This window comes from Pseudomonas sp. nanlin1 (assembly GCF_045571515.1).
GTDB lineage: Bacteria > Pseudomonadota > Gammaproteobacteria > Pseudomonadales > Pseudomonadaceae > Aquipseudomonas.
Genome location: NZ_CP124218.1, coordinates 4,940,390 through 4,961,701 on the forward strand (window position 1 = coordinate 4,940,390; position 21,312 = coordinate 4,961,701).

At 61.5% G+C, this 21,312-nt stretch carries 19 protein-coding genes; 7 read left to right on the forward strand and 12 right to left on the reverse strand.

Features of this window, described 5'->3' with window-relative positions; translation table 11 throughout:
* Nucleotide 1: 1 nt before the first annotated feature.
* From trpE to QCL65_RS22995, 9 genes are all read right to left on the reverse strand, one after another.
* A complete protein-coding gene (trpE, locus tag QCL65_RS22955) occupies nt 2–1,489 on the reverse strand; it encodes an anthranilate synthase component I (protein WP_407312904.1) in 1,488 nt (495 codons plus the stop codon).
* Between the two features lie 70 nt (nt 1,490–1,559).
* Nucleotides 1,560–2,378, reverse strand: a complete 819-nt coding sequence (locus tag QCL65_RS22960) for a phosphoglycolate phosphatase (RefSeq protein ID WP_407312906.1) — start codon at nt 2,376–2,378, stop codon at nt 1,560–1,562.
* Complete coding sequence (gene rpe, locus QCL65_RS22965; RefSeq protein ID WP_407312908.1) at nt 2,375–3,049, reverse strand: ribulose-phosphate 3-epimerase; 675 nt, start codon at nt 3,047–3,049, stop codon at nt 2,375–2,377. Before rpe ends, QCL65_RS22960 begins: the two co-directional genes overlap by 4 nt.
* 208 nt (nt 3,050–3,257) lie before the next feature.
* Nucleotides 3,258–4,082 carry an ABC transporter permease gene (locus QCL65_RS22970; RefSeq protein WP_407312910.1) on the reverse strand — a complete coding sequence of 275 codons (825 nt, stop codon included), beginning with the start codon at nt 4,080–4,082 and terminating at the stop codon, nt 3,258–3,260.
* Nucleotides 4,083–4,092: 10 nt separating this feature from the next.
* A complete protein-coding gene (locus QCL65_RS22975; protein WP_407312912.1) occupies nt 4,093–5,340 on the reverse strand; it encodes an ABC transporter permease in 1,248 nt (415 codons plus the stop codon).
* Nucleotides 5,341–5,419: 79 nt separating this feature from the next.
* Nucleotides 5,420–6,454, reverse strand: a complete 1,035-nt coding sequence (locus QCL65_RS22980; protein WP_407312914.1) for an ABC transporter substrate-binding protein — start codon at nt 6,452–6,454, stop codon at nt 5,420–5,422.
* Nucleotides 6,455–6,505: 51 nt separating this feature from the next.
* Nucleotides 6,506–7,630, reverse strand: coding sequence for an ABC transporter ATP-binding protein (locus tag QCL65_RS22985; RefSeq protein WP_407312916.1), 1,125 nt, complete (start codon nt 7,628–7,630; stop codon nt 6,506–6,508).
* A gap of 233 nt (nt 7,631–7,863) precedes the next feature.
* Nucleotides 7,864–8,493, reverse strand: coding sequence for a response regulator (locus QCL65_RS22990; protein WP_407312918.1), 630 nt, complete (start codon nt 8,491–8,493; stop codon nt 7,864–7,866).
* 21 nt (nt 8,494–8,514) lie between these two features.
* The gene (locus tag QCL65_RS22995) at nt 8,515–10,518 is read right to left on the reverse strand and encodes an ATP-binding protein (RefSeq protein WP_407312920.1); all 2,004 of its coding nucleotides are present in this window, start codon (nt 10,516–10,518) and stop codon (nt 8,515–8,517) included.
* Nucleotides 10,519–10,579: 61 nt separating this feature from the next.
* On the opposite strand from QCL65_RS22995, the gene QCL65_RS23000 reads away from it, so the two are divergent.
* Complete coding sequence (locus tag QCL65_RS23000; RefSeq protein WP_407312921.1) at nt 10,580–11,563, forward strand: alpha/beta hydrolase family protein; 984 nt, start codon at nt 10,580–10,582, stop codon at nt 11,561–11,563.
* Here the strand turns inward: QCL65_RS23000 and QCL65_RS23005 are convergent.
* From QCL65_RS23005 to QCL65_RS23015, 3 genes are read right to left on the reverse strand one after another with little or no spacing between them, the layout of a single operon-like run.
* A complete protein-coding gene (locus tag QCL65_RS23005) occupies nt 11,560–12,324 on the reverse strand; it encodes a TerB family tellurite resistance protein (protein WP_407312923.1) in 765 nt (254 codons plus the stop codon). The two genes, QCL65_RS23000 and QCL65_RS23005, sit on opposite strands and share 4 nt — an antisense overlap.
* A 1-nt stretch (nt 12,325) precedes the next feature.
* A complete protein-coding gene (gene murU, locus QCL65_RS23010) occupies nt 12,326–12,997 on the reverse strand; it encodes an N-acetylmuramate alpha-1-phosphate uridylyltransferase MurU (RefSeq protein WP_407312925.1) in 672 nt (223 codons plus the stop codon).
* Nucleotides 12,994–14,013 (reverse strand): aminoglycoside phosphotransferase family protein, encoded by a 1,020-nt coding sequence (locus QCL65_RS23015; protein ID WP_407312928.1) that lies wholly within the window; start codon nt 14,011–14,013, stop codon nt 12,994–12,996. Before QCL65_RS23015 ends, murU begins: the two co-directional genes overlap by 4 nt.
* 129 nt (nt 14,014–14,142) lie before the next feature.
* On the opposite strand from QCL65_RS23015, the gene QCL65_RS23020 reads away from it, so the two are divergent.
* Genes QCL65_RS23020 through QCL65_RS23045 form a run of 6 tightly spaced genes read left to right on the forward strand, consistent with a single transcriptional unit; the run spans nt 14,143 to nt 21,282 of the window.
* Entirely contained in the window at nt 14,143–16,917 is a 2,775-nt protein-coding gene (locus tag QCL65_RS23020) for an LPS-assembly protein LptD (RefSeq protein WP_407312930.1), read from the forward strand.
* The gene (locus tag QCL65_RS23025; protein WP_407312932.1) at nt 16,898–18,205 is read left to right on the forward strand and encodes a peptidylprolyl isomerase; all 1,308 of its coding nucleotides are present in this window, start codon (nt 16,898–16,900) and stop codon (nt 18,203–18,205) included. Before QCL65_RS23020 ends, QCL65_RS23025 begins: the two co-directional genes overlap by 20 nt.
* Nucleotides 18,202–19,191 (forward strand): 4-hydroxythreonine-4-phosphate dehydrogenase PdxA, encoded by a 990-nt coding sequence (gene pdxA / locus QCL65_RS23030; RefSeq protein ID WP_407312934.1) that lies wholly within the window; start codon nt 18,202–18,204, stop codon nt 19,189–19,191. The genes QCL65_RS23025 and pdxA overlap by 4 nt, the downstream gene beginning before the upstream one ends.
* Entirely contained in the window at nt 19,188–20,003 is an 816-nt protein-coding gene (rsmA, locus tag QCL65_RS23035; RefSeq protein ID WP_407312936.1) for a 16S rRNA (adenine(1518)-N(6)/adenine(1519)-N(6))-dimethyltransferase RsmA, read from the forward strand. The genes pdxA and rsmA overlap by 4 nt, the downstream gene beginning before the upstream one ends.
* Nucleotides 20,004–20,056: 53 nt before the next feature.
* Nucleotides 20,057–20,437 (forward strand): Co2+/Mg2+ efflux protein ApaG, encoded by a 381-nt coding sequence (gene apaG, locus QCL65_RS23040; RefSeq protein ID WP_407312938.1) that lies wholly within the window; start codon nt 20,057–20,059, stop codon nt 20,435–20,437.
* The gene (locus QCL65_RS23045) at nt 20,437–21,282 is read left to right on the forward strand and encodes a symmetrical bis(5'-nucleosyl)-tetraphosphatase (protein ID WP_407312940.1); all 846 of its coding nucleotides are present in this window, start codon (nt 20,437–20,439) and stop codon (nt 21,280–21,282) included. The genes apaG and QCL65_RS23045 overlap by 1 nt, the downstream gene beginning before the upstream one ends.
* The last annotated feature ends 30 nt before the right edge of the window (nt 21,283–21,312 follow it).

A 21,312-nucleotide genomic window follows, 5' to 3' on the forward strand; every position in this document is an offset into this window, starting at 1 on the left:
CTCAAGCGTCGGAATGGGGAGTTTGTTCAGCCAACGCCACGGCACGAAACATCGCCCGGCGTTTGTTCAGGGTTTCTTCCCACTCCAGGGCAGGCACCGAGTCGGCGACGATCCCCCCACCGGCCTGAACGTGCAGCTCGCCATCCTTGATCACGGCCGTGCGAATGGCGATCGCCGTGTCCATATTGCCATTCCAGGCCATATAGCCCACCGCCCCGCCGTACACCCCGCGTTTGACCGGCTCCAGCTCGTCGATGATTTCCATGGCGCGAATCTTCGGTGCCCCCGACAACGTACCCGCCGGCAGAATCGCCCGGAGGGCGTCCATGGCGGTCAGGCCGCTCTTGAGTTGACCCGTGACGTTGGAAACGATGTGCATCACGTTGGAGTAACGCTCGATGACCATCTTCTCGGTCAGCTTCACCGACCCGACTTCAGACACACGGCCTGTGTCGTTGCGGCCCAGGTCGATCAGCATCAAATGCTCGGCGATCTCTTTGGCATCCGACAGCAGGTCGACTTCCAGCGCGTAGTCGGCCGCTTCAGTGGCACCCCGTGGGCGGGTGCCGGCGATCGGCCGCACGGTGATCAGGTTGTCCTCGACGCGCACCAGCACCTCGGGCGAACTGCCGACCACATGGAAATCGCCGAAATTGAAGAAGTACATATACGGCGTGGGGTTGAAGCAGCGCAGCGCGCGGTACAGGTCGATGGGCGCCGCTTTGAAATCGATGGACATACGTTGCGACGGCACCACTTGCATGCAGTCGCCCGCCAGGATGTATTCCTTGATGGTATCGACGGCGCGCTCGTAGTCTGCCTGGGTAAAGCTGGAGCGAAACACCGGCTCGGCAGCCTGTTGCCGCGAGAAATCCAACCCCGGGCGCGGGGTGATGGGCTGGCGCAGTTTGTCCATCAGCGCATCGAGTTGGGCATGGCCCTGTTCGAACGCATCGGGCTGGGCAGGGTCGGCTAGCACAATGGCGTGCATCTTGCCCGCCAGGTTGTCGAACACCACCACCGCGTCCGAGACCATCAACAAGATGTCTGGTACGCCGAGCGGGTCTGGGTTGGGGCACTGGCCCAGGCGCTTTTCAACATAGCGTACGCAGTCGTAGCCAAAGTAGCCCACCAGCCCGCCATTGAAACGCGGCAGGCCTTCGATGGTCGGTACGTTGTAACGCGCTTTGAAGCTTTCGACGAAGGCCAGAGGGTCTTCCACTTCGTGGCTTTCGACCTCGACCCCGGCCTGGGTGATGCGCACCTGATGGCCGTGCACCCGCAGAACGGTGGTGCAGGGCAACCCGATGATCGAATAGCGGCCCCACTTTTCGCCCCCCTGCACCGACTCCAGCAGATAGGAGTTTGGCGCGTCGGCCAGTTTCAGGTAGATCGACAGTGGCGTGTCGAAGTCGGCCAGGGTTTCCAGGGCAAGCGGGATGCGGTTGTAGCCAGCAGCGGCCAAGCGCAGAAATTCTTCGCGGGTCATGAGCAGCCTCGTGGTTGAGGGTAAAACGGTCAGGTAGGCAAACGAGCCGGCAGTGCCGGCCAGGTGGAAGTCAGGCGCGCCAACGCCAGCGGGCCAGGGCCTTGATGACTTTCATCCAGAGTTTGCGGGTGACCACCACGATGGAGTCTCGACGAGAAGTAGAGGGGTATTGCGCCAACGGTATCCCAGTGGCCGGATCTAAGCAACCGGGTATCAACGCTCTTAGATCGTCAATCACCAACGCGGGCGACTCTTCGGCGATCGGGCGGCCATGATTGTAACCATAACTCAGTGCCACGCAGGCAACGCCGGCGGCTTTGGCAGCCAGCACGTCGTTGCGCGAATCGCCGATGAACAGCGCATGGCGCGGCCGCACATTGGCCATTTTCATCACAAACAACAGCGCCGCCGGGTCGGGTTTTTGCTGCGGTAGGGTATCGCCGCCGATAATCCATTTGAAATAACGACCCAGGCCGAGCTGGTCGAGCAAAGGCGCGACGAAGCGTTCAGGCTTGTTGGTGATCAGGGCCAACTTGACCTTGCGTTTGTGCAGCCACTTCAAGGTTTCACGCACGCCCGGGTAGACCTCGGTGAGTGCGTGGCTGCCGGCATAGGCCTGCATGAACAACTCAAGGGCGTGCTCGGTCTCGGCCTCGCCAATGTGCCCATGCTCGAAGTCACGGGCCAGGCCACGGCGCACCAACACCCGCGCGCCATTGCCGATCCACACGCGCACCGCGTCGATGTCGACCGGTGCCTGGCCCAGGGCCTGCAGCGTGGTATTCAACGCGGCGGCGAGGTCGGGCACCGAGTCGACCAGGGTGCCGTCCAGGTCGAACATCACCAGTTTGGGCAGGCTCCCCGGAAATAGACGCTCAAGGCCGCTCATGAGCGGGCCAACGCCAGTTCCGCTCGCATGTTATCGATCACGGCGCGGTAATCCGGCGCGTTGAAAATCGCCGAGCCGGCAACAAAGGTATCGGCACCGGCTGCGGCGATCTCACGGATATTCTGCACGTTCACCCCACCGTCGATTTCCAGGCGGATGTCGCGGCCACTGGCGTCGATCAGGGCGCGGGCTTCGCGCAACTTGTCCAACGTGCCGGGGATGAACTTCTGCCCACCAAAGCCTGGGTTGACGCTCATCAGCAAGACCATGTCGACCTTGTCCAGCACGTATTTGAGAACGTCCAGGGGCGTGGCGGGGTTGAACACTAGGCCCGCCTTGCAGCCGCCATCACGGATCAACTGCAATGAGCGGTCGACATGTAAAGTGGCTTCGGGGTGGAAGGTAATATAAGTAGCGCCGGCGTCGACGAAGTCACCGATGATCCGGTCGACCGGGCTAACCATCAGATGGGCATCGATGGGCGCGGTGATGCCATATTTGCGCAACGCCGCACACACCATCGGGCCGATGGTCAGGTTAGGTACGTAGTGGTTGTCCATGACATCGAAATGGACAATGTCGGCACCTGCGGCCAGGACTTTGTCCACTTCTTCACCCAAACGGGCGAAATCGGCAGAAAGAATGGACGGAGCAATAGCGAAGGGCTGCATGACGCACCTTTTTTAGCTGGAATCACGGTGGCGCGCATTGTAGCTCAGGCGTCGGGGCGTGGCACTGACCCACGCCAAACGGCTTGCGCGCGGGCACCGGTTTTCTCGCCAGCGGCAGCGCGAGCGCTACCAACAGAGCTGCCGCCAACACGCTTTTGTCCACCCCTCCTGCCCCGGCTATCGACCCTTCAACGCCAGCCTATCTCATTCAAACCGCAGCAGTACGCAGCTTCTCACTGCGCCCGCGCAACCATTCCAGGGTCAATAACAACAACACCGAGAACACGATCAACAAGGTCGCCGCAGCAGCGATGGTCGGGCTGAGGTTCTCGCGGATGCCGCTGAACATCTGTCGCGGTAAGGTCGCTTGTTCGGGGCCGGCGAGAAACAGCGTGACCACCACCTCATCGAAAGACGTTGCGAAGGCAAACAACGCGCCGCTGATCACGCCCGGCGCAATCAGCGGCAAGGTGACACGGCGGAATGCCGTGAGGGGCGAAGCGCCAAGGCTGGCAGCGGCCCTCACCAGGTTATGGTTGAAGCCCTGCAGCGTCGCCGACACTGTGATGATCACGAACGGCACGCCCAGTACCGCGTGCACCACGATCAACGACAAAAAGCTATTGCCCAACCCTAGCGGGGCGAAGAACAGGTAGCTGGCAACGCCGATGATCACCACCGGCACCACCATGGGCGAAATCACCAAGGCCATGACCAGCGCTTTGCCCGGGAAGTCGCCACGGGTCAGGCCGATCGCCGCCAGTGTGCCAAAGACCATGGCCAGCACTGTCGCGGCGGGCGCAATGATGATGCTGTTGCGCAAGGCCCGCATCCACTCGACCGAGGCGAAAAAGTCCTGATACCACTGCAGCGAAAAGCCTTGCAGTGGGTAGACCAGGAAGCTGCCACTGTTGAACGACAGCGGGATGATTACCAGCACGGGTACGATCAGAAACAGCAGAATCAAGGCGCAGAGCACCCGCAAGCTGTAGTACCACACCCGCTCGACAGGCGACATATAGGGGCTTTGCATGGGCGTGTCCTCAGCTCAGGCGTAGGCGGCTAGCGCCCACCAGCCAGCTATAGATCAGGTAGAGAATGACCGTGGCCAGCAGCAACAAGCCGCCCAAGGCCGTGGCCATGCCCCAGTTAATACTGGTGTTGGTATAGAAGGCGACGAAATAGCTGACCATCTGGTCGTTCGGGCTGCCCAGCAACGCCGGGGTGATGTAGTACCCGATCGCCAAAATGAACACCAGCAGGCAACCGGCACCGACCCCGGCGTAGGTCTGCGGAAAGTAAACGCGCCAGAAACTGGCGAACGGGTGGCAACCCAGGGAGATCGCGGCCCGCATATAGCTGGGTGAAATGCCTTTCATCACGCTATAGATCGGCAAGATCATGAACGGCAACAAAATGTGCACCATCGAGATGTAGACGCCTACACGGTTGAAGACCAGCTCCAACGGTTTGTCGATAATCCCCATGGCCATGAGTGCGCTGTTGATCAACCCACCGGACTGCAACAGCACAATCCAGGCAGCCACCCGCACCAGAATCGACGTCCAGAACGGTAGCAAAACCAGAATCATCAGCAAGTTGCTTTGCCGCGCTGGCAGGTTCGCCAGCAGATAGGCCAGCGGGTAGGCCAACACCAGGCAAATGCCGGTGATCACCAGGCCCATCCAGAACGTACGAGCGAAGATATCCAGGTAGATCGACTGGTCTGGCGTGGCCGCCGCCAATTCGCCCAGGTCGTCGATACGGTGGTCCACCGCCGCCAGCAGGTAGTATGGCGTCACACTGCTGGTATTGCGGCGGATCGCCTGCCAATAGGCGGGGTCGCCCCAACGCTCGTCGAGCGCTTGCATGGCTTCTTTATAAGAGGCCGGCTCGGCCTTGAATGGCAGGGCACGAGCGGTTTTCGCCAACAGGCTGCGATAGCCGGCCAGCTCCATATTCAGGCGCTTGGACGTATCGCCCAAGGTTTGATTTTTGCGAGACTCGGCCAGGTCATCACTGAGCGCGCGGTAGGCCGCTTCATCCGGCAGGCCCTTGCCATCCCAAGCCTGGACGGCGACGACGGTGCGAGGCATGCCTTCGACCACCTCAGGGTTGCCAACGCTTTTGTACAAAAGCGCGACAATGGGCACCAGAAACACCAACAGCAAAAACACCACCAGCGGCGCTATCAAGGCTTGCGCCTTCCACCGGTTGAGCCGTTCGGCCCGGGCCAGGCGCTGTTTCAAACTGGGGCTGGCGACCTCTTTTAAAGGCACTGCAACGGCCATGGCTAACTCCGTGAAACTTTAGAACGAGAGGCGCGCAGCGAGAAGGCCGCGCGCCTGCGGCATGCATTGCCTGTATTACTTACTTCGCAGCCCAAGCATTGAAGCGTTGCTCCAGTTGCTCACTGTTGTCAGCCCAGAAGCTCACATCGATTTGCACTTGGTTGGCGATGTTTTCCGGGGTGGTCGGCATATCCTTGAGGATGGCCTTGTCCAGCAGCGGCACGGCCTGGGTGTTGGCCGGACCGTAGGCAATGTTTTGCGAGTAGGTCTTCTGCTGTTCGGGCATGACCGAATAGGCAATGAATTTCTTCGCCGCCTCGACATTCTTGGCGCCTTTAGGGATGGCCCACGCGTCGAAGTCGTAGATGCCGCCGTTCCACACCACTTTCAGGTTGCTGTCTTTCTGCACGGCGGCAATTCGCCCGTTGTAGGCCGAACTCATCACCACGTCACCCGACGCCAGGTACTGCGGCGGCTGGGCACCGGCTTCCCACCACTGGATGCTTGGTTTGAGTTCGTCCAGCTTCTTGAAGGCGCGGTCCTGGCCCTCTTTTTTGGCCAATACGGCATAAACGTCTTTCGGCGCAACGCCGTCGGCCATCAAAGCAAATTCCAGGGTGTACTTGGCACCCTTGCGCAGGCCGCGTTTACCCGGAAATTTCTTGGTGTCCCAGAAATCTGCCCAGCTGGTAGGGGCAGTCTTCAACTTGTCGGCGTTATAGGCGAGGACGGTGGACCAAACGAAAAAGCCGACGCCGCAGGGCTGAATCGCGCCTTTGACGAAGTGCTCTTGCTTGCCAAACAGCGCTGGGTCGAGCTCTTCGAACATCCCTTCGTCGCAGCCCCGAGCCAGTTCAGGCGACTCCACTTCGACCAAGTCCCAAGAGACGCTTTTGGTATCGACCATGGCCTTGACCTTGGCCATTTCGCCGTTGTATTCACCGGCGATGATCTTGCCGCTACCGGCCTTTTCCCACGGCTCATAGAACGCCTTGACCTGGGCAGCTTTGTTGGCGCCCCCAAAAGACACCACGGTCAAGTCGGTCGCGGCCATGGCATGGGCCGAACCCAACAGGCCCAAGGTCAGGGCGCTGAACTTCAAGTGCTTGAGCATTGATTCTTCTCTCCACGTACAGTTGGTTAAGTGCCGAGCGTTGCTACGCCTCTATTGATCGATTGCCAGCGGGTCCAGCGCGCGCACGTGCTCCACCTGCCAACCCAGCGGTACCACATCGCCCACCGCCAGGGCTGGGTCCAGCTCGGCAATGGGTTGTTTAACGAAGAAATCACTCTTGCCACAGACTTCCAGGCGCACCCGTACGTGGTCGCCCAGATAAACGAATTCGGCGACACGCCCAGAGAAACGATTGGCGCAGCCGTCACTGCGGCCGTTGAGGCTGACCCGCTCGGGGCGAATGGACAGCGTGACCGGGTCACCCGGCTGGCCGACATTGACCGCCAACGCCTCGACCTTCTCACCACGGCTCAGGGTAACCACGCAGCGCTCGCCGTCGTGGCTGAGCAGGTGCCCGTTCAAGCGATTGTTTTCGCCGATGAAATTTGCCACAAAGGTGTTTTTCGGCGATTCATACAGGGTGCGCGGGGCATCGATTTGCTGAATTTCGCCCTGGTGGAACACCGCAACGCGGTCCGACATGGTCAGCGCCTCGCCCTGGTCGTGGGTGACGTACACCACGGTCAACCCCAAGCGCTGGTGCAGATGCTTGATTTCCATCTGCATGTGTTCACGCAGCTGTTTGTCCAACGCCCCGAGAGGTTCGTCCATCAACACCAGTTGCGGCTCGAAGACCAACGCCCGCGCCAAAGCCACACGCTGCTGCTGGCCGCCTGAAAGTTGCGCGGGGTAGCGCTGGGCGAACGCATCGAGCTGGACCATGCCCAGCACTTTCTTCACCCGCTCGCTGATATCGGTCTTGCCCACACCGCGCACCGACAGCGGAAAGGCGAGGTTTTCCGCGACCGTCATATGGGGGAACAGCGCGTAATTCTGGAACACCATGCCGATATCGCGCTTGTGCGGTGGCACATGGTTGATCGAGCGCCCAGACAACTGGATCTCGCCCGCCGTGGGCGTCTCGAACCCGGCCAGCATCATCAGGCTGGTGGTCTTGCCCGATCCAGAAGGGCCCAGCAGGGTCAGGAACTCGCCCTTGCGAATCTCCAGGTTGAGGTCTTTGACGATCAGGTTTTCGCCATCGTAGCTCTTTTGCACGCCACGAAAGCTGACCAGTACTTCGCCTGCCTCAGCGCTTGAATTAACCCCACCCATACCTGCACCTTCGTTGAATGACTGCGTGGGCCTAGCCTAGGCGCCGGCGCAAGCCGCGCAAATCGGGCAGGGCGAGAGATTGTCATCAGCCGTTTGGACGCTTGGGGGTAGGGATTGCCCTACAAAGATGTCGCTTACAGGTAGGTAGCGACTTGGCCCTCCACGCCTGGGTTTGGCCCGCAGTGGGCCGCTGGCGGATTTCCCAGCGCGAGACCTCGGCCCAGGTGTCGCTTTCAGATCAATTTATGCGCCATCGCATACTTCACCAGCTCCGCCAGCGAGCTGACATTGAGCTTTTGCATCAAGCGCGCCTTGTGGGTGCTGATGGTTTTGCTACTGAGCGCCAATTGCACGGCAATGTCATTGACGTTAGCGCCCCGGGCCAGGCGCTCGAACACCGAGAACTCCCGCTCGGACAACGCAGCGTGCAACGGCCGGGAATCGGTAAGGCCCACTTCGAACACCATGCGGTCGGCCAACTGCGGGTCGATGTAGCGCCCGCCGCTGCCAACGCGGCGGATGGCGGTGAGCAGCAAGGCCGGGTCGCTGTCTTTGGTGGCATAGCCAGCGGCCCCGGCTTTCAGCGCCCGGGCGGCCATTTGTGCTTCGTCGTGCATCGACAGCACTAGAATCGCCGGCGGGCGGCTTAGGGCGAGGATCCTGGGTATCGCCTCCAGGCCGCTGACCCCAGGCATGGAGATATCCAGCAGCACCACGTCACACTCGACGTGGCGCAGCGTCTCCAGCAGTTGCTCACCGTTGCACGCTTCGCCGACCACCAGCAGGTCTTTGGCCAGGCCGATCAACTGCTTGATGCCTTCCCGCACGATGGTGTGGTCTTCTGCCACCAGTACCCGAATCACACGACTCTCCCCGCCTCAATATCAATTCAACGTTACCTGCACCGTCAGGCAAGTGCCTTCGCCCGGCGCACTGCGCAGTGCCAGGCTGCCGCCCAGCATCAGCACGCGCTCGCGCATGCCCACCAAGCCGAACGAGTTAGAGGGCGCATCGGCTGGGATAAACCCGCAGCCGTCATCTTCGATGGTCAGGCACAGGTGGCTAGCGTCTAGGGTCAAACCTATTTCGACAGTATGCGCTTGCGCATGCCGCAGCACATTGGTCAGTGCCTCTTGCAGCACGCGAAACAGGCCAATGGCCTTGGCGTCGCTCAACGCCAACGGCTGCTCGGGAACCTGCACCAGGCAGGTCATCTGGGTCCGGGCTTCGAAGCGCTGGGCCTGCCATTCTATCGCCGAGCCGATGCCGGCATCCAGGATCGGTGGGCGCAGCGCCGTGGCGACATCGCGTACCTGCTGGAACAGTTGCGCGATCAGGCGCTTCATGCTGTCGAGGCGCTCATTCAGGCCGGGGTCGAGGTGGCCGAAACCCAGCTCGCACATCGACGTTTCCAGCTTGAGTACCGTGAGAATTTGCCCCAGTTCGTCATGCACTTCACGGGCAATCCGGGCTTTTTCTTCCTCGCGCACGCTTTCCAGGTGCGCTGCCAGTTCCCGCAAGCGCGCCTCGCTCTCTTGCAGGGCCGCCAACGCCCGGTGCCGTTCGGTGACGTCCGTGAGGAACACCACCAGGTATTCAGCCTCACGAAAGCGTAAAAAGCTCAATGACACGTCGGCAGGCAATAAATGGCCGTCGGCTCGCAGGCAGTGGGTCTCGAAACGCTGGCGAGTGGTTTCCCCCGAGCGCGCCGCGTTCCACAGGGCCAGCCAGCGGTCCATGCTCAGATTGGGTTCGAAATCTACCAGCGGGCGCCCCAGCACAGCGCCGGCGGCATAGCCAAGCATTTTCTCGGCCGCCCGGTTGGCGTAGCCCACATGGCTGTCCCAGTTGACCCAGAGAATACCCACTGTGCTCTGGTCAATGGAAAACTGCGCCACCCGCATGGCCTGCTCCCCTGCTTCGCGCGCCACCGCCTCGGCGCGCTCATCGAGCAGGCGTTGCTCCAAGGCCAGTAACCGCCGCCGCTGCCACAGCGCAACAGCGATACCCGCACACAACAACAGCCCTAACAGCACACTCAAGTTTTGCCAGAACCCAGGGGACGCGCTCAGCGGCGGGTAGTGCACTGCTAACCACCGGTCATGCAATTGCTCAAACTCTTTGGCGGGCACGGCTAGCAGCGCGACGTCGAGGATTTCTGCCAACTGCGGCCAGTCCTTGCGTGTCGCCACCCGTAGCAACAGCGGCAGACCAATGTCACCGACCACTGCCAGCTCGGCGAACTCGGCTTCGCGCGACAGCCGGCTAAGTTGCGCCTCATCCAGCACGGCGTAACGCGCCTGCTGGCTGAGTAGCAATTGCAGGGCCTGGCGCTCCAGGGGCACGCCCTGCAGGTTGAGGTTGCCATAGGTGCTGCGCAGGTAGTCGGCAACCGCGCTGGGCATGCGCACCGCGACCCGGTCACGGCTGTCGAGGGCCTCCAGGTCGACCGCGACGGCCTCATTGCGCAAGCCGACGACGCGCTGGGCAATGCGCATATACGGGTCGGAATAGAGCCAATGACGCAGGCCCGCCGGGGTTTGGCTCAGCCCTGGGGCAAAATCGACTTCACCGTTGCGCACGGCGCGGTCCAGGTCAGCGGGGTCGGTAAAGGTCCGCCAAGATAACTCCACCGGCAATGAACGCACCAAAGCATTCACCACCTCCACGTTCACCCCCGACAACTGCTGCAAGTGTCGATCAAACTGCGCATAGGGCGCCTGCAACACCAGGCCGACGCGCAAGTGCGGATGCGCCGCCAGCCACTCCCGTTGCGCCAACGTCAGCCTCAAGGGGTCGCTGGCAGGCGCCGCCAGCAGCGACATCGGCAGCCACAGGCTGACGATCAGTAACACGCCGCCAGAGAGCGCAGGCCAAACAGCAGACATTTTTTGCCTGCGCACCCCGATTACCATTACGCTGCCTCAATCAAATGGCTGGAAACTTGCGATGTCACACCCATACCGCACTACGCTGAGCGCCTGCTGCCTCGCGCTGATACTACCCTACACTGGGGCAGCAATGGCCGAAGACGCCCCGGCCGCGCCGGCCCCGGCCACCACTGAGCGCCAGCCCCTGCTCGAGCGCAGCCAGGAAGACGCCGCCGCCCTGGGCCGCCAACTGCCCGCCAGCGAGCAGCAAACCCTGCAGGCCGGCAGCGATGATTTTCTAAGTTTGTGGTTGCCAGCCAATGGCGACAACCCGACCGGCACGGTGGTCATCGTGCCCGGCGCCGGCGAAACTGCGGACTGGCCCGAAGCCATCGGCCCACTGCGGCGCAAATTGCCGGATGCCGGGTGGAACACCTTAAGCCTGACCCTACCCGACTTGGCCAGCCAGACCCCAACCGCCAGGCCTGAGGAAAAGCCGGCGCCGGTCCAGGCCGGCAGCAGCTCGACCCCGCCCGACGCCGGCGCCTCCGTGGAGAAAGCCACGGCACCGGGCTCGGAAAACGTCGACGCGCCCAGCAGCGAGGCCGCCGATACTCAACAGGAACAAGACGCCGAACGAGTCTTTGCGCGCATCGAAGCCGCTATCGCCTTCGCCCAGCAGCAGCGCTCACGCAGCATCGTGCTGCTGGGCCATGGCACCGGTGCGTACTGGGCCACCCGCTACTTGCAGGAACGCCGCCCACCCCATGTGCAGCGCCTAGTCATGGTGGCGGCGAAAACCCCGAGCGACGCGCAAACCAGCTTCGAAAGCATGAATGCCGAGTTGAAACTCAACACCGCCGACTTTTACTACACCGACCGCCAGGTCGCCCGGGATGCTGCCCAACGGCGCTTGCAAGCCAGCAAACGCATCAAAGGCAACCCTTACAGCCAGGTTGGCCTGAATGCCTTACCGGCTGATCGCAACACGGAACAGGAGCAATTGTTCCGCCGGGTGCGCGGCTGGCTAAGCCCGCAAGATCTGGATAAACCCAGCTTTTAAAAGCCTCGGCGCTCGCGGATTAACGCATAGGCATTGTGCAGTTCGCGGGTGCGCTCGGTAGCCTCGCGGATCTGCGCCGGGCTGGCGTTGCTGCCAGCCAGTTTATCGGGGTGGTGGCGGCTGAGCAGTCGCCGGTAGGCGCGTTTGATCTGTTCAGGCTCGCTGGCAGCCACCACGCCAATCAAGCGCAAGGCGGCGGCATAGGCCCCTCCGGCCTGGGCCAGGCCTTGCCGCGAGGGTTCGTACTCAGCCCCCAGGCGCTGCACAGTCTGGGCAGACAAACCTAGCCACTGGCCCCATTGCAGTAACAGAGCGGCTTCCGCACGCCCCACTCGCCCATCTGCCCAGGCCATGCGCCAACAGGCACGCAAAGCCCCTTCGCCCGAATTAGGCTGCTGGGCCAACCGCAGCAAATGCCCACGAACGCGGTCGCCACCACTTTTACCGCGGTTGAACGCCGCGATGGCCCGTTGCTGGGCAGGCCCGCCCAGCTCCATCTGGCGCATCTCCTGGCGCGCCTGCTGAATATGGCCCTCGACCACGCGCCCATCGCTTTTGGCTAAACGGCCCAACAATACGAACAGCAGCTCATCGTCCTGCAGACGGCTGCGGCCCGCCAGGCGGTCGCGAAGCTCTTCCAGGCTGCGCAGTTGCAGGCGCCGGTCCAACGCCTGGCCCAATAACGCGCCCAGCAGCGCCCCTGGAATACTTGCAATGGCAAAACCCGCTCCTGCGCCGATTAACGTCCCTGGCCATAGCATTTCAGTGGGGTTCTCCGATCATTCGCTCAGCTTCGGCCAGGCGTTCCAGGGTGCCCACGTCAACCCAGCGACCGCGATGGTGCTCGCCGCTGACGCAGCCACGTGCCATGGCCTGGCGCAATAGTGGGGCCAGCTTGAACGCCTCAACCGATAAACCCGCGAACAGGCGCGGATGCAGCAAGGCAATGCCGCTGTAGGTGAGGTTGGCGCCGCTGTCAGGGCTATCGGCTACCTGGCCGTCTGCCAGTTGAAAGTCTCCGCCAGGGTGGTGGCTTGGGTTGTCGACCAGCACCAGATGCGCATCGCCGCTTATGGCCTTGGGCAGCGTGGCGAAATCGTAGTCGGTCCAGATGTCCCCGTTTACCACCAGAAAAGCAGCGTCTCCAAGCAACCCCAGGGCCTTGCAGATGCCTCCGCCGGTTTCCAGCGGCTCGCCTTCGGGGGAGTACTGAATACGCAGCCCCCACTTCGACCCATCGCCCAGGTGATCTTCGATTTGCTGGCCAAGCCAGGCGTGGTTGATTACCACCTCAGCAATACCGGCGGCTTGCAGGGCCCGCAGGTGATACTCGATCAACGGCACCCCGGCCACCGGCACCAATGGTTTGGGCGTATGCAGGGTCAGTGGGCGCATCCGTTCGCCCTTGCCGGCAGCCAGGATCATCGCCTTCATGGGCGACCCCTAGGATTGAGCTCATCCAGCAATTGGCCCAGCTCGGCCAATTCAGGGCGCCGTGCCAGCACCGTATCGATATAAGCAAAGAAACGCGGCACATCGCTGAGGTAGCGCGGCTTGCCGTCGCGATGACAAATGCGCGCGAAAATACCGATGACCTTCAAGTGGCGCTGCACGCCCATAAGGTCACTGGCGCGCTGGAACGCTTCGAACGTAGCCTGCACTGGCACCCCTCGAGCACCGGCCAGCTCCCAATACTGGCGCAGCCAGGCTTGCACGCGCGCCTCGGGCCAACTGAGAAAAGCGTCTTTGAACAGGCAGGTGATGTCGTAGGTGACAGGCCCATACACCGCGTCCTGAAAGTCCAGCACACCGGGGTTGGGCACGCTATGCATCAGATTGCGGGGCATGAAGTCGCGATGGACCAACACTTTGGGTTGCGCCAATGCGCTGTCAATCAGCAGCGCCGAGACCCGCTCCCACGCCTTGCGCTGGGCGGCCGACAGCTCGATGCCCAGCTCGCGCCCCACGTACCATTCGGGGAACAGTTCCAACTCGCGGCGCAACAAAGGCACATCGTAGCTGGGCAGTGGGGCGTCCATGGGCAGTTGCTGGAACGCCAGCAACGCGTCAATCGCCGAGGCAAACAACGCGTCAGCGTTGCCCAGGTCGATCACGTCCAGGTAGGTCTGGTGGCCCAGGTCACTGAGCAAAAGAAACCCGCGCGGCAGATCTTGCGCCTGAATTTTCGGCACATTGATGCCTGTGCTGGCGAGCAATTGAGCAACTTTCACGAACGGTTCGCAGTTTTCTTGGGGCGGCGGAGCATCCATCACAATAAAACTGCGGCCACCGCCCTGCCAGCGGAAGTAGCGACGAAAACTGGCGTCACTACTGGCCGCGGTCAACGTGGCCGGGGGTACCGCCCCCCAGCCCTCGGCCAAAAAGAGGTTCTCCAGCTGTTCAGCCAGCCAGACTTGGAGCAGTTGCAGGCGTACATCTTGATCAAGCATTACAAGGGTCTCCGACGGCGCTAGCCGTCAAGCGGGTCATGCTTTATTATCCAGCATCTTTTTCAGACCATCGAGAGGCGTGCGGCCCCCCCGCGGGCAGATGGCACGCAGGAAGCCCGGACTAATAAGATGGCATTGAAATCCCCCGCGTTTCGTAAAAAATTCCCGTTGCTGGTCACCGGCGGTTTGCTGGCGATGCAACCCTTAGCCACTCCACTCGTGGTCGCGGCTGAACAGTTTGACTGTCAAGTCTCTGCTGCGGGTGCCTGGGACTGCAAGCCCAAATCGAGCGTTGCCCAGCTGCCCCCGCGCCCGGTGCACGCTGGAGCCGCGGCTAGCACCGCGAGCGCTGGCCAAGCCGAGGGCGCCTCGAGCGACGAGCAAAAGGCCCAAGGCCCGGCGCTGGTCACCGAAGCCAAAGGCCGTGGCATGAAGTCGCGTAGTGCAGACTACAGCCACCTCGATTGGGTTCCGCGCGACAAGCTCACGGCCGCTCAGTTGGCCGAAACGGGCCCATACTGCTCCGGTGCTTATATCGAGCCACTGCGCCCGGGCATGAACGACCAAACCCCGAAAAGCGAGGCGCCGACCTTTATCGGCGCCAAGGCTTCGCGCTACCAGCAGGAAGAGCAAGTCGCTTCCCTGGCCGGTGACGTGGTCATGCGCCAAGGCAGCATGCAGATCGAAGCCGACGAAGCGGCCCTGCACCAAGCCGAAAACCGTGGCGAGCTGAACGGCAACGTCAAGCTGCGCGACAACGGCGCGCTGATCGTAGGCGATCACGCACAAATCCAGCTGGACAATGGCGAAGCCCAGGTCGACAACGCCGAGTACGTGCTGCACAAGTCGAATATTCGCGGCAACGCCTTGTACGCCAAGCGCGCCGAGACCTCGATCATCCGCCTCAAAGACGGTACGTACACCACCTGTGAGCCGGGCAGCAACGCTTGGACGCTCAAGGGCAATAACATCACGCTGAACCCGGCTACCGGTTTCGGCACGGCGACCAACGTCACCCTGCGGGTCAAGGACATACCGGTGCTGTACACGCCGTATATCTATTTCCCTATCGACGACCGCCGCCAGTCCGGCTTCCTGCCACCGAGCTTCTCGACCAGTAGCGATACTGGTTTCATGATGGTCACGCCGTACTACTTCAACCTGGCGCCGAACTACGACGCCACCTTGTACCCGCGCTACATGGCCAAGCGCGGCACGATGATGGAAGGCGAGTTCCGCTACCTCACGCCGTCCAGCGAAGGCCAGTTTGGCGGTGCGTTCCTGAACGACCAGGATGACGACCGCAAACTGCAGTCTGACTACAAAGAACAGCGCTGGATGATCAACTGGCAGCACAAAGGCGGCCTGGACCAGCGCCTGATGACCGAGGTTGAATACACCGACATCAGCGACCCCTACTACTTCCAGGACCTGCAGTCGGACCAGATCGGCGTTGAGAAGACCGAATACGTCAACCAGCAAGGCCGCATGACCTACCGCGCCGAAAACTACACGGCGCAGTTGAATTTGCAGGCTTACGAACTGGCGACCGTATCGGACATCACCCCGTACAACCGCCTGCCGCAACTGACCCTCAACGGTACGTTGCCGTACAACCCGCAGGGTCTGGAACTGAGCTACGAAACCGAAGCAGTGCGTTTCGAACGTAGCCTGCAGAACGGTCTCTACGTTGACGAAAACGGTGCCATCCAGAACCGCCTCGACACCAACGTTCAAGGCCTGGCCCGTGCCAACGGTACCCGCCTGAACCTCAAGCCGGGTGTTGCGCTGCCAATGGACTGGAGCTGGGGCTTTATCAAGCCATCGGTCAAGTACGCCTACACCCAATACGACCTGGACCTCGACTCCCGTGGCCGTAATAGCCTGCTGCCCGACCAGAGCTATAGCAGCTCGCAGACCCGCGGCGTGCCGATCTACAGCATCGACAGCGGCCTGTACTTCGACCGCAACGCCCAGTTGTTCGGCACCAACTACCGGCAAACCCTCGAACCGCGTTTGTTCTACCTGAACGTGCCGTACGAGAAGCAATCGGACATTCCAGTGTTCGACACCTCGGAAACGCCGTTCAGCTATAACTCGCTGTTCCGTGAAAACCGCTTCTCTGGTTCCGACCGGATCGGCGACGAAAACAAACTGTCGCTCGGTGTAACCAACCGCTGGATCGAAGAAGACGGTTTCGAGCGCCAACGCTTCAGCATTGGCCAGGCCATCTACTTCGAAGACCGCAAGGTGCAATTGCCAGGTGTGGATTATCGCCAGCGCGACGAATCCCAGGCCGACGTTTCACCGTACGCCATGGAGTACGAATACCGCTTCAACCGCGACTGGCGCTTGAATTCCGACTTCAACTGGGACCCGGACTCTCGCTCGACACGTTCGGCCAGCGCCATGTTCCACTACCAGCCTGAGGCCAACCCGAACAAAGTGGTCAACCTGGGCTACCGCTACCGCAACGACCTGGTGCGTTACGACACCACCACCGGTCAGTGGCGCGTAGGCGGCGACTATGGCAACCCGGGCGATCAGAATTATGTGAAGGACTACTACAAGATCCAGCAGCATGATTTCTCGGTCATCTGGCCACTCGCCCCGCAGTGGAGCGTGATCAGCCGCTGGCAGTTCGACTACAACCGCAGTCGTACGCTGGAAGCCTTCGGTGGCTTCGAATACGACAACTGCTGCTGGAAGCTGCGCCTGATCAACCGTTACTGGGTCGACTACGACGAATTCAGTCAAGACGCCCCAGCCAACGAAAAAGGCGACCGTGGCATCTTCCTGCAAATCGTGCTGAAGGGCCTTGGTGGCGTGGTAGGCAATAAAGTTGAGGGTTTCCTCGACAAGGGCATTCAAGGTTATAAAGAACGTGAAGACCAAGCTTACTGATTGTCTGCGCCCCGTCTTTCTGGGCGCATTGCTACTGGCCGGTAGCGCCCATGCGCAGGTCCAGCCGTTGGACAGCATCGTGGCCACCGTCGACAACGACGTGATCATGCGCAGCCAACTGGACCAGCGCGTTCGCGAGGTCGAGCAGACCATCCGCAAGCGCGGCGGTGAACAACCGCCCGTTGGCGTACTGGACCAGCAGGTGCTGGAGCGCTTGATCATCGAAAACCTGCAACTGCAGATCGGTGAACGCTCGGGTATCCGCATCACCGACGAAGAGCTGAACCAAGCCATTGCTACCATTGCGCAGCGCAATAACATGAGCGTCGCGCAATTCCAGGCGGCTCTCGCTCGCGACGGCCTCTCTTACAACGATGCCCGTGAGCAAGTTCGTCGCGAGATGATCATCAGCCGCGTACGTCAGCGGCGGGTGGCCGAGCGCATTCAGGTTTCGGAACAGGAAGTGAAAAACTTTCTCGCTTCAGACTTGGGCAAGATGCAGCTGTCGGAAGAGTACCACCTGGCCAATATCCTGATTCCTACCCCGGAAAGTGCCAATGCGGCGGCCATCCAAGAGGCCGCAGGCAAGGCGCAGCAGGTGTACACGCAGCTCAAGTCCGGTGCTGACTTCAACCGCCTGGCCATCTCCAGTTCCTCTAGCGAGAACGCCTTGGAAGGCGGCGACATGGGCTGGCGTAAAGCCGCTCAGTTGCCACCGCCGTTTGACCGGCTGCTGGGCACCCTCGCCGTCGGCGACGTTACCCAACCCGTGCGCACCCCAGGCGGCTTCATCATTCTCAAGTTGCTCGAGAAGCGTGGTGGTGAGGCGGTAGTCCGTGAAGAAGTGCATGTGCGGCACATCCTGGTCAAACCTAGCGAGATCCGCTCGGAAGCCAAGACTGAAGACTTGATCAACAAGCTCTACGCACGTATTCAGGACGGTGAAGATTTCGCCACCCTGGCCAAGAGCTTCTCCGAAGATCCAGGCTCTGCCCTCAACGGCGGCGATCTGAACTGGATCGACCCGAGCGTGCTGGTACCGGAGTTCCGTGAAGTGATGGCGGCCACGCCGGTCAACACCATTTCCAAACCGTTCAAGACCCAGTTTGGCTGGCACGTACTGGAAGTGCTGGGCCGTCGCGCCACCGACAGCACTGAACAAGCGCGCGAACAGCAGGCGATGACCGTGCTGCGTAACCGCAAATACGACGAAGAACTGCAAACCTGGCTCCGTCAGATCCGCGACGAAGCCTACGTGGAAACCAAGCTCGCCCCGGCAGCCCAGTGACCGCTAAACGTTTTGCATTGACCGCCGGCGAGCCGGCAGGCATTGGCCCCGACCTCTGCCTGCTACTCGCCGCGCAAGCCCAGCCCCACCCCCTGATCGTGATCTCTAGCCACAGCCTGCTCAAAGAGCGGGCTGTGCGCTTGGCACTGGATGTCGACCTTATTCTGGTCACCCCACCAACATTCCCCGACCATCCGGCACCCGCCGGTAGTTTGTATGTCTGGGACACGCCCCTGGGCGCCACGGTGGTGGAAGGCCAACTTGACCGGCTCAACGCCGGGTTCGTGCTGCAGACCCTCACCCGTGCCGCCGAAGGGTGCGTCGACGGCGTATTTGCCGGCATGATCACAGCCCCTGTGCACAAAGGTGTGATCAATGAAGCCGGCATCGGCTTTTCCGGCCATACCGAGTTCCTCGCCGACCTGACCCACACGGAACAAGTGGTGATGATGCTGGCCAGTGGCAACTTACGAGTTGCCCTGGTGACCACCCACTTGCCGCTGCGCGCAGTGGCCGAGGCAATCACCGCCGAACGCCTGGAGCGGGTCACGCGCATCCTGCATGCCGACCTGCAAAGCAAGTTCGGGCTGCCCCACCCGCGCATTCTGGTCTGCGGGCTAAACCCCCATGCCGGGGAAAGCGGGCACCTGGGCCGAGAAGAAATCGACATCATCGAACCCACCTTAGAGCGCCTGCGCGGTGAAGGTATGGACCTGCGTGGTCCATTGCCTGCCGACACGCTGTTTACCCCCAAATACCTGGAGCACTGTGACGCAGTGCTGGCGATGTACCATGACCAAGGCCTGCCTGTACTCAAGTACAAAGGCTTCGGCGCCGCCGTCAACATCACCCTGGGCCTGCCGATCATCCGGACCTCGGTCGATCACGGCACCGCCCTCGACTTGGCGGGCACCGGCCATATCGACACCGGCAGCCTACGCGTCGCACTGAATACCGCCTACCAGATGGCCGAGACCCACCCATGAACGAGCAATACCAACACCGGGCGCGCAAGCGTTTTGGCCAGAACTTTCTCCATGATGCTGGCGTAATCGACCGTATTCTGCGCGCCATTCGCGCCCGCGCAGGCGAGCGCCTGCTGGAAATTGGCCCAGGCCAGGGCGCACTCACCGAGGGCATTCTGGGCAGCGGCGCACAGCTGGATGTGGTTGAACTGGACAAGGACCTGGTGCCTATCCTCAGCCACAAGTTCGGCCACCTGGAAAACTTCAACCTGCATCAAGGCGACGCCCTGAAGTTCGACTTCGGCCGCCTGCAGGCCGCCCCCCGTACCCTACGCGTGGTAGGCAACCTGCCTTACAACATCTCCACACCGCTGATTTTTCACCTGTTGAAAAACGCCAGCGTGATTCAAGACATGCATTTCATGCTGCAAAAAGAGGTGGTCGAACGCATGGCGGCCGGCCCTGGAGGCGGTGACTGGGGCCGTCTGTCGATCATGGTGCAGTACCACTGCCGCGTCGAACACCTGTTCAACGTTGGCCCGGGGGCGTTCAACCCGCCGCCCAAGGTCGATTCGGCCATCGTGCGCCTGGTGCCCCACGAAACCCTGCCCTACCCTGCCAAAGACCATCGGTTGCTCGAGCGCGTGGTGCGTGAGGCCTTCAACCAACGGCGCAAGACCTTGCGCAATACCCTTAAGGCCCTGCTCGATGCGCCGGCCATCGAGGCCGCCGGCGTCGATGGCAGCCTGCGCCCAGAGCAGCTCGACCTGGCCGCCTTCGTGCGCTTGGCTGACCAACTGTTTGAGCAAGCCCCGCCCAGTGTCCTAGACTGACTGAAACCGGCACCGGCCGGTTTTAATCCGCTTTCGCTTTTAAGGCCTCCTGCATGTCCGATCCTCGCTATCAGATAAACGTCAGCGTCGTTACCCAATTCCTGAAAGAGCAGTCACAACCCGAGCAACAGCGCTATGCCTTCGCTTATACCGTGACAGTGCGCAACAACGGCCAGATCCCCGCTCAGTTGTTGTCCCGCCACTGGGTCATCACCGACGGCGACGGGCACGTCGAAGAAGTCCGAGGGGCAGGCGTGGTGGGTCAGCAACCGCTGATCGAGGCTGGCATGAGCCACACGTACAGCAGCGGCACGGTCATGAACAGCAAGGTCGGGACCATGCAAGGCACCTACCAAATGCTTGCCGAAGACGGTAAACGCTTCGATGCGGTTATCGCCCCCTTCCGCCTTGCGGTGCCCGGGGCCCTGCACTGATGGCGGTGTACGCCGTAGGCGACCTTCAGGGTTGCCTGCAACCCTTGAAGTGCCTGCTCGAACGCGTGGCCTTCGACCCGGCCAACGACACCCTGTGGCTGGTGGGAGACCTAGTCAATCGCGGCCCGGAGTCGTTGCAAACCCTGCGCTACCTTTACAACATGCGTCACGCGCTGGTGTGCGTGCTGGGCAATCACGACCTGCACCTGCTGGCGGCTGGCAGCAACGTAGAACGCCTAAAAAAAGGCGACACCCTGAGCGAGATTCTAGAAGCACCGGATGGCCGCGACCTGCTGGACTGGCTGCGCCAGCAAAAACTCATGCACTACGATGAGCAACGCAATACCGCCCTGGTGCACGCCGGCATCCCCCCCCAGTGGACACTCGGCAAAGCCTTGCGCCTGGCTGCCGAGGTCGAGCAGGCCTTGCGTGACGACACGCGCTACGGCCCCTATCTGGACGGCATGTACGGTAATGAACCCGCAAAATGGGATAAATCCCTCACCGGTATCACCCGGTTGCGGGTCATCACCAACTACTTCACCCGCATGCGCTTTTGCACCAGCGACGGCAAACTTGACCTCAAAGGCAAAGAAGGCGCAGATACCGCACCACCCGGCTACGCCCCCTGGTTCAGTCATAAAGAGCGTAAAACCCGTGGCATGAAAATCATTTTCGGCCACTGGGCGGCGCTCGAAGGCCGCTGCAGCGAACCGGGGGTGTTTGCCTTGGATACCGGCTGTGTCTGGGGCGGCGCCATGACCCTGTTGAATGTCGACACCGGCGTACGCCTGACCTGCCAGTGCGATGAACATGGCCATTCGGGCACGCTACCGGGCCGATGATTGGCTAAACTATAGGCCTTGCCCCAGGAG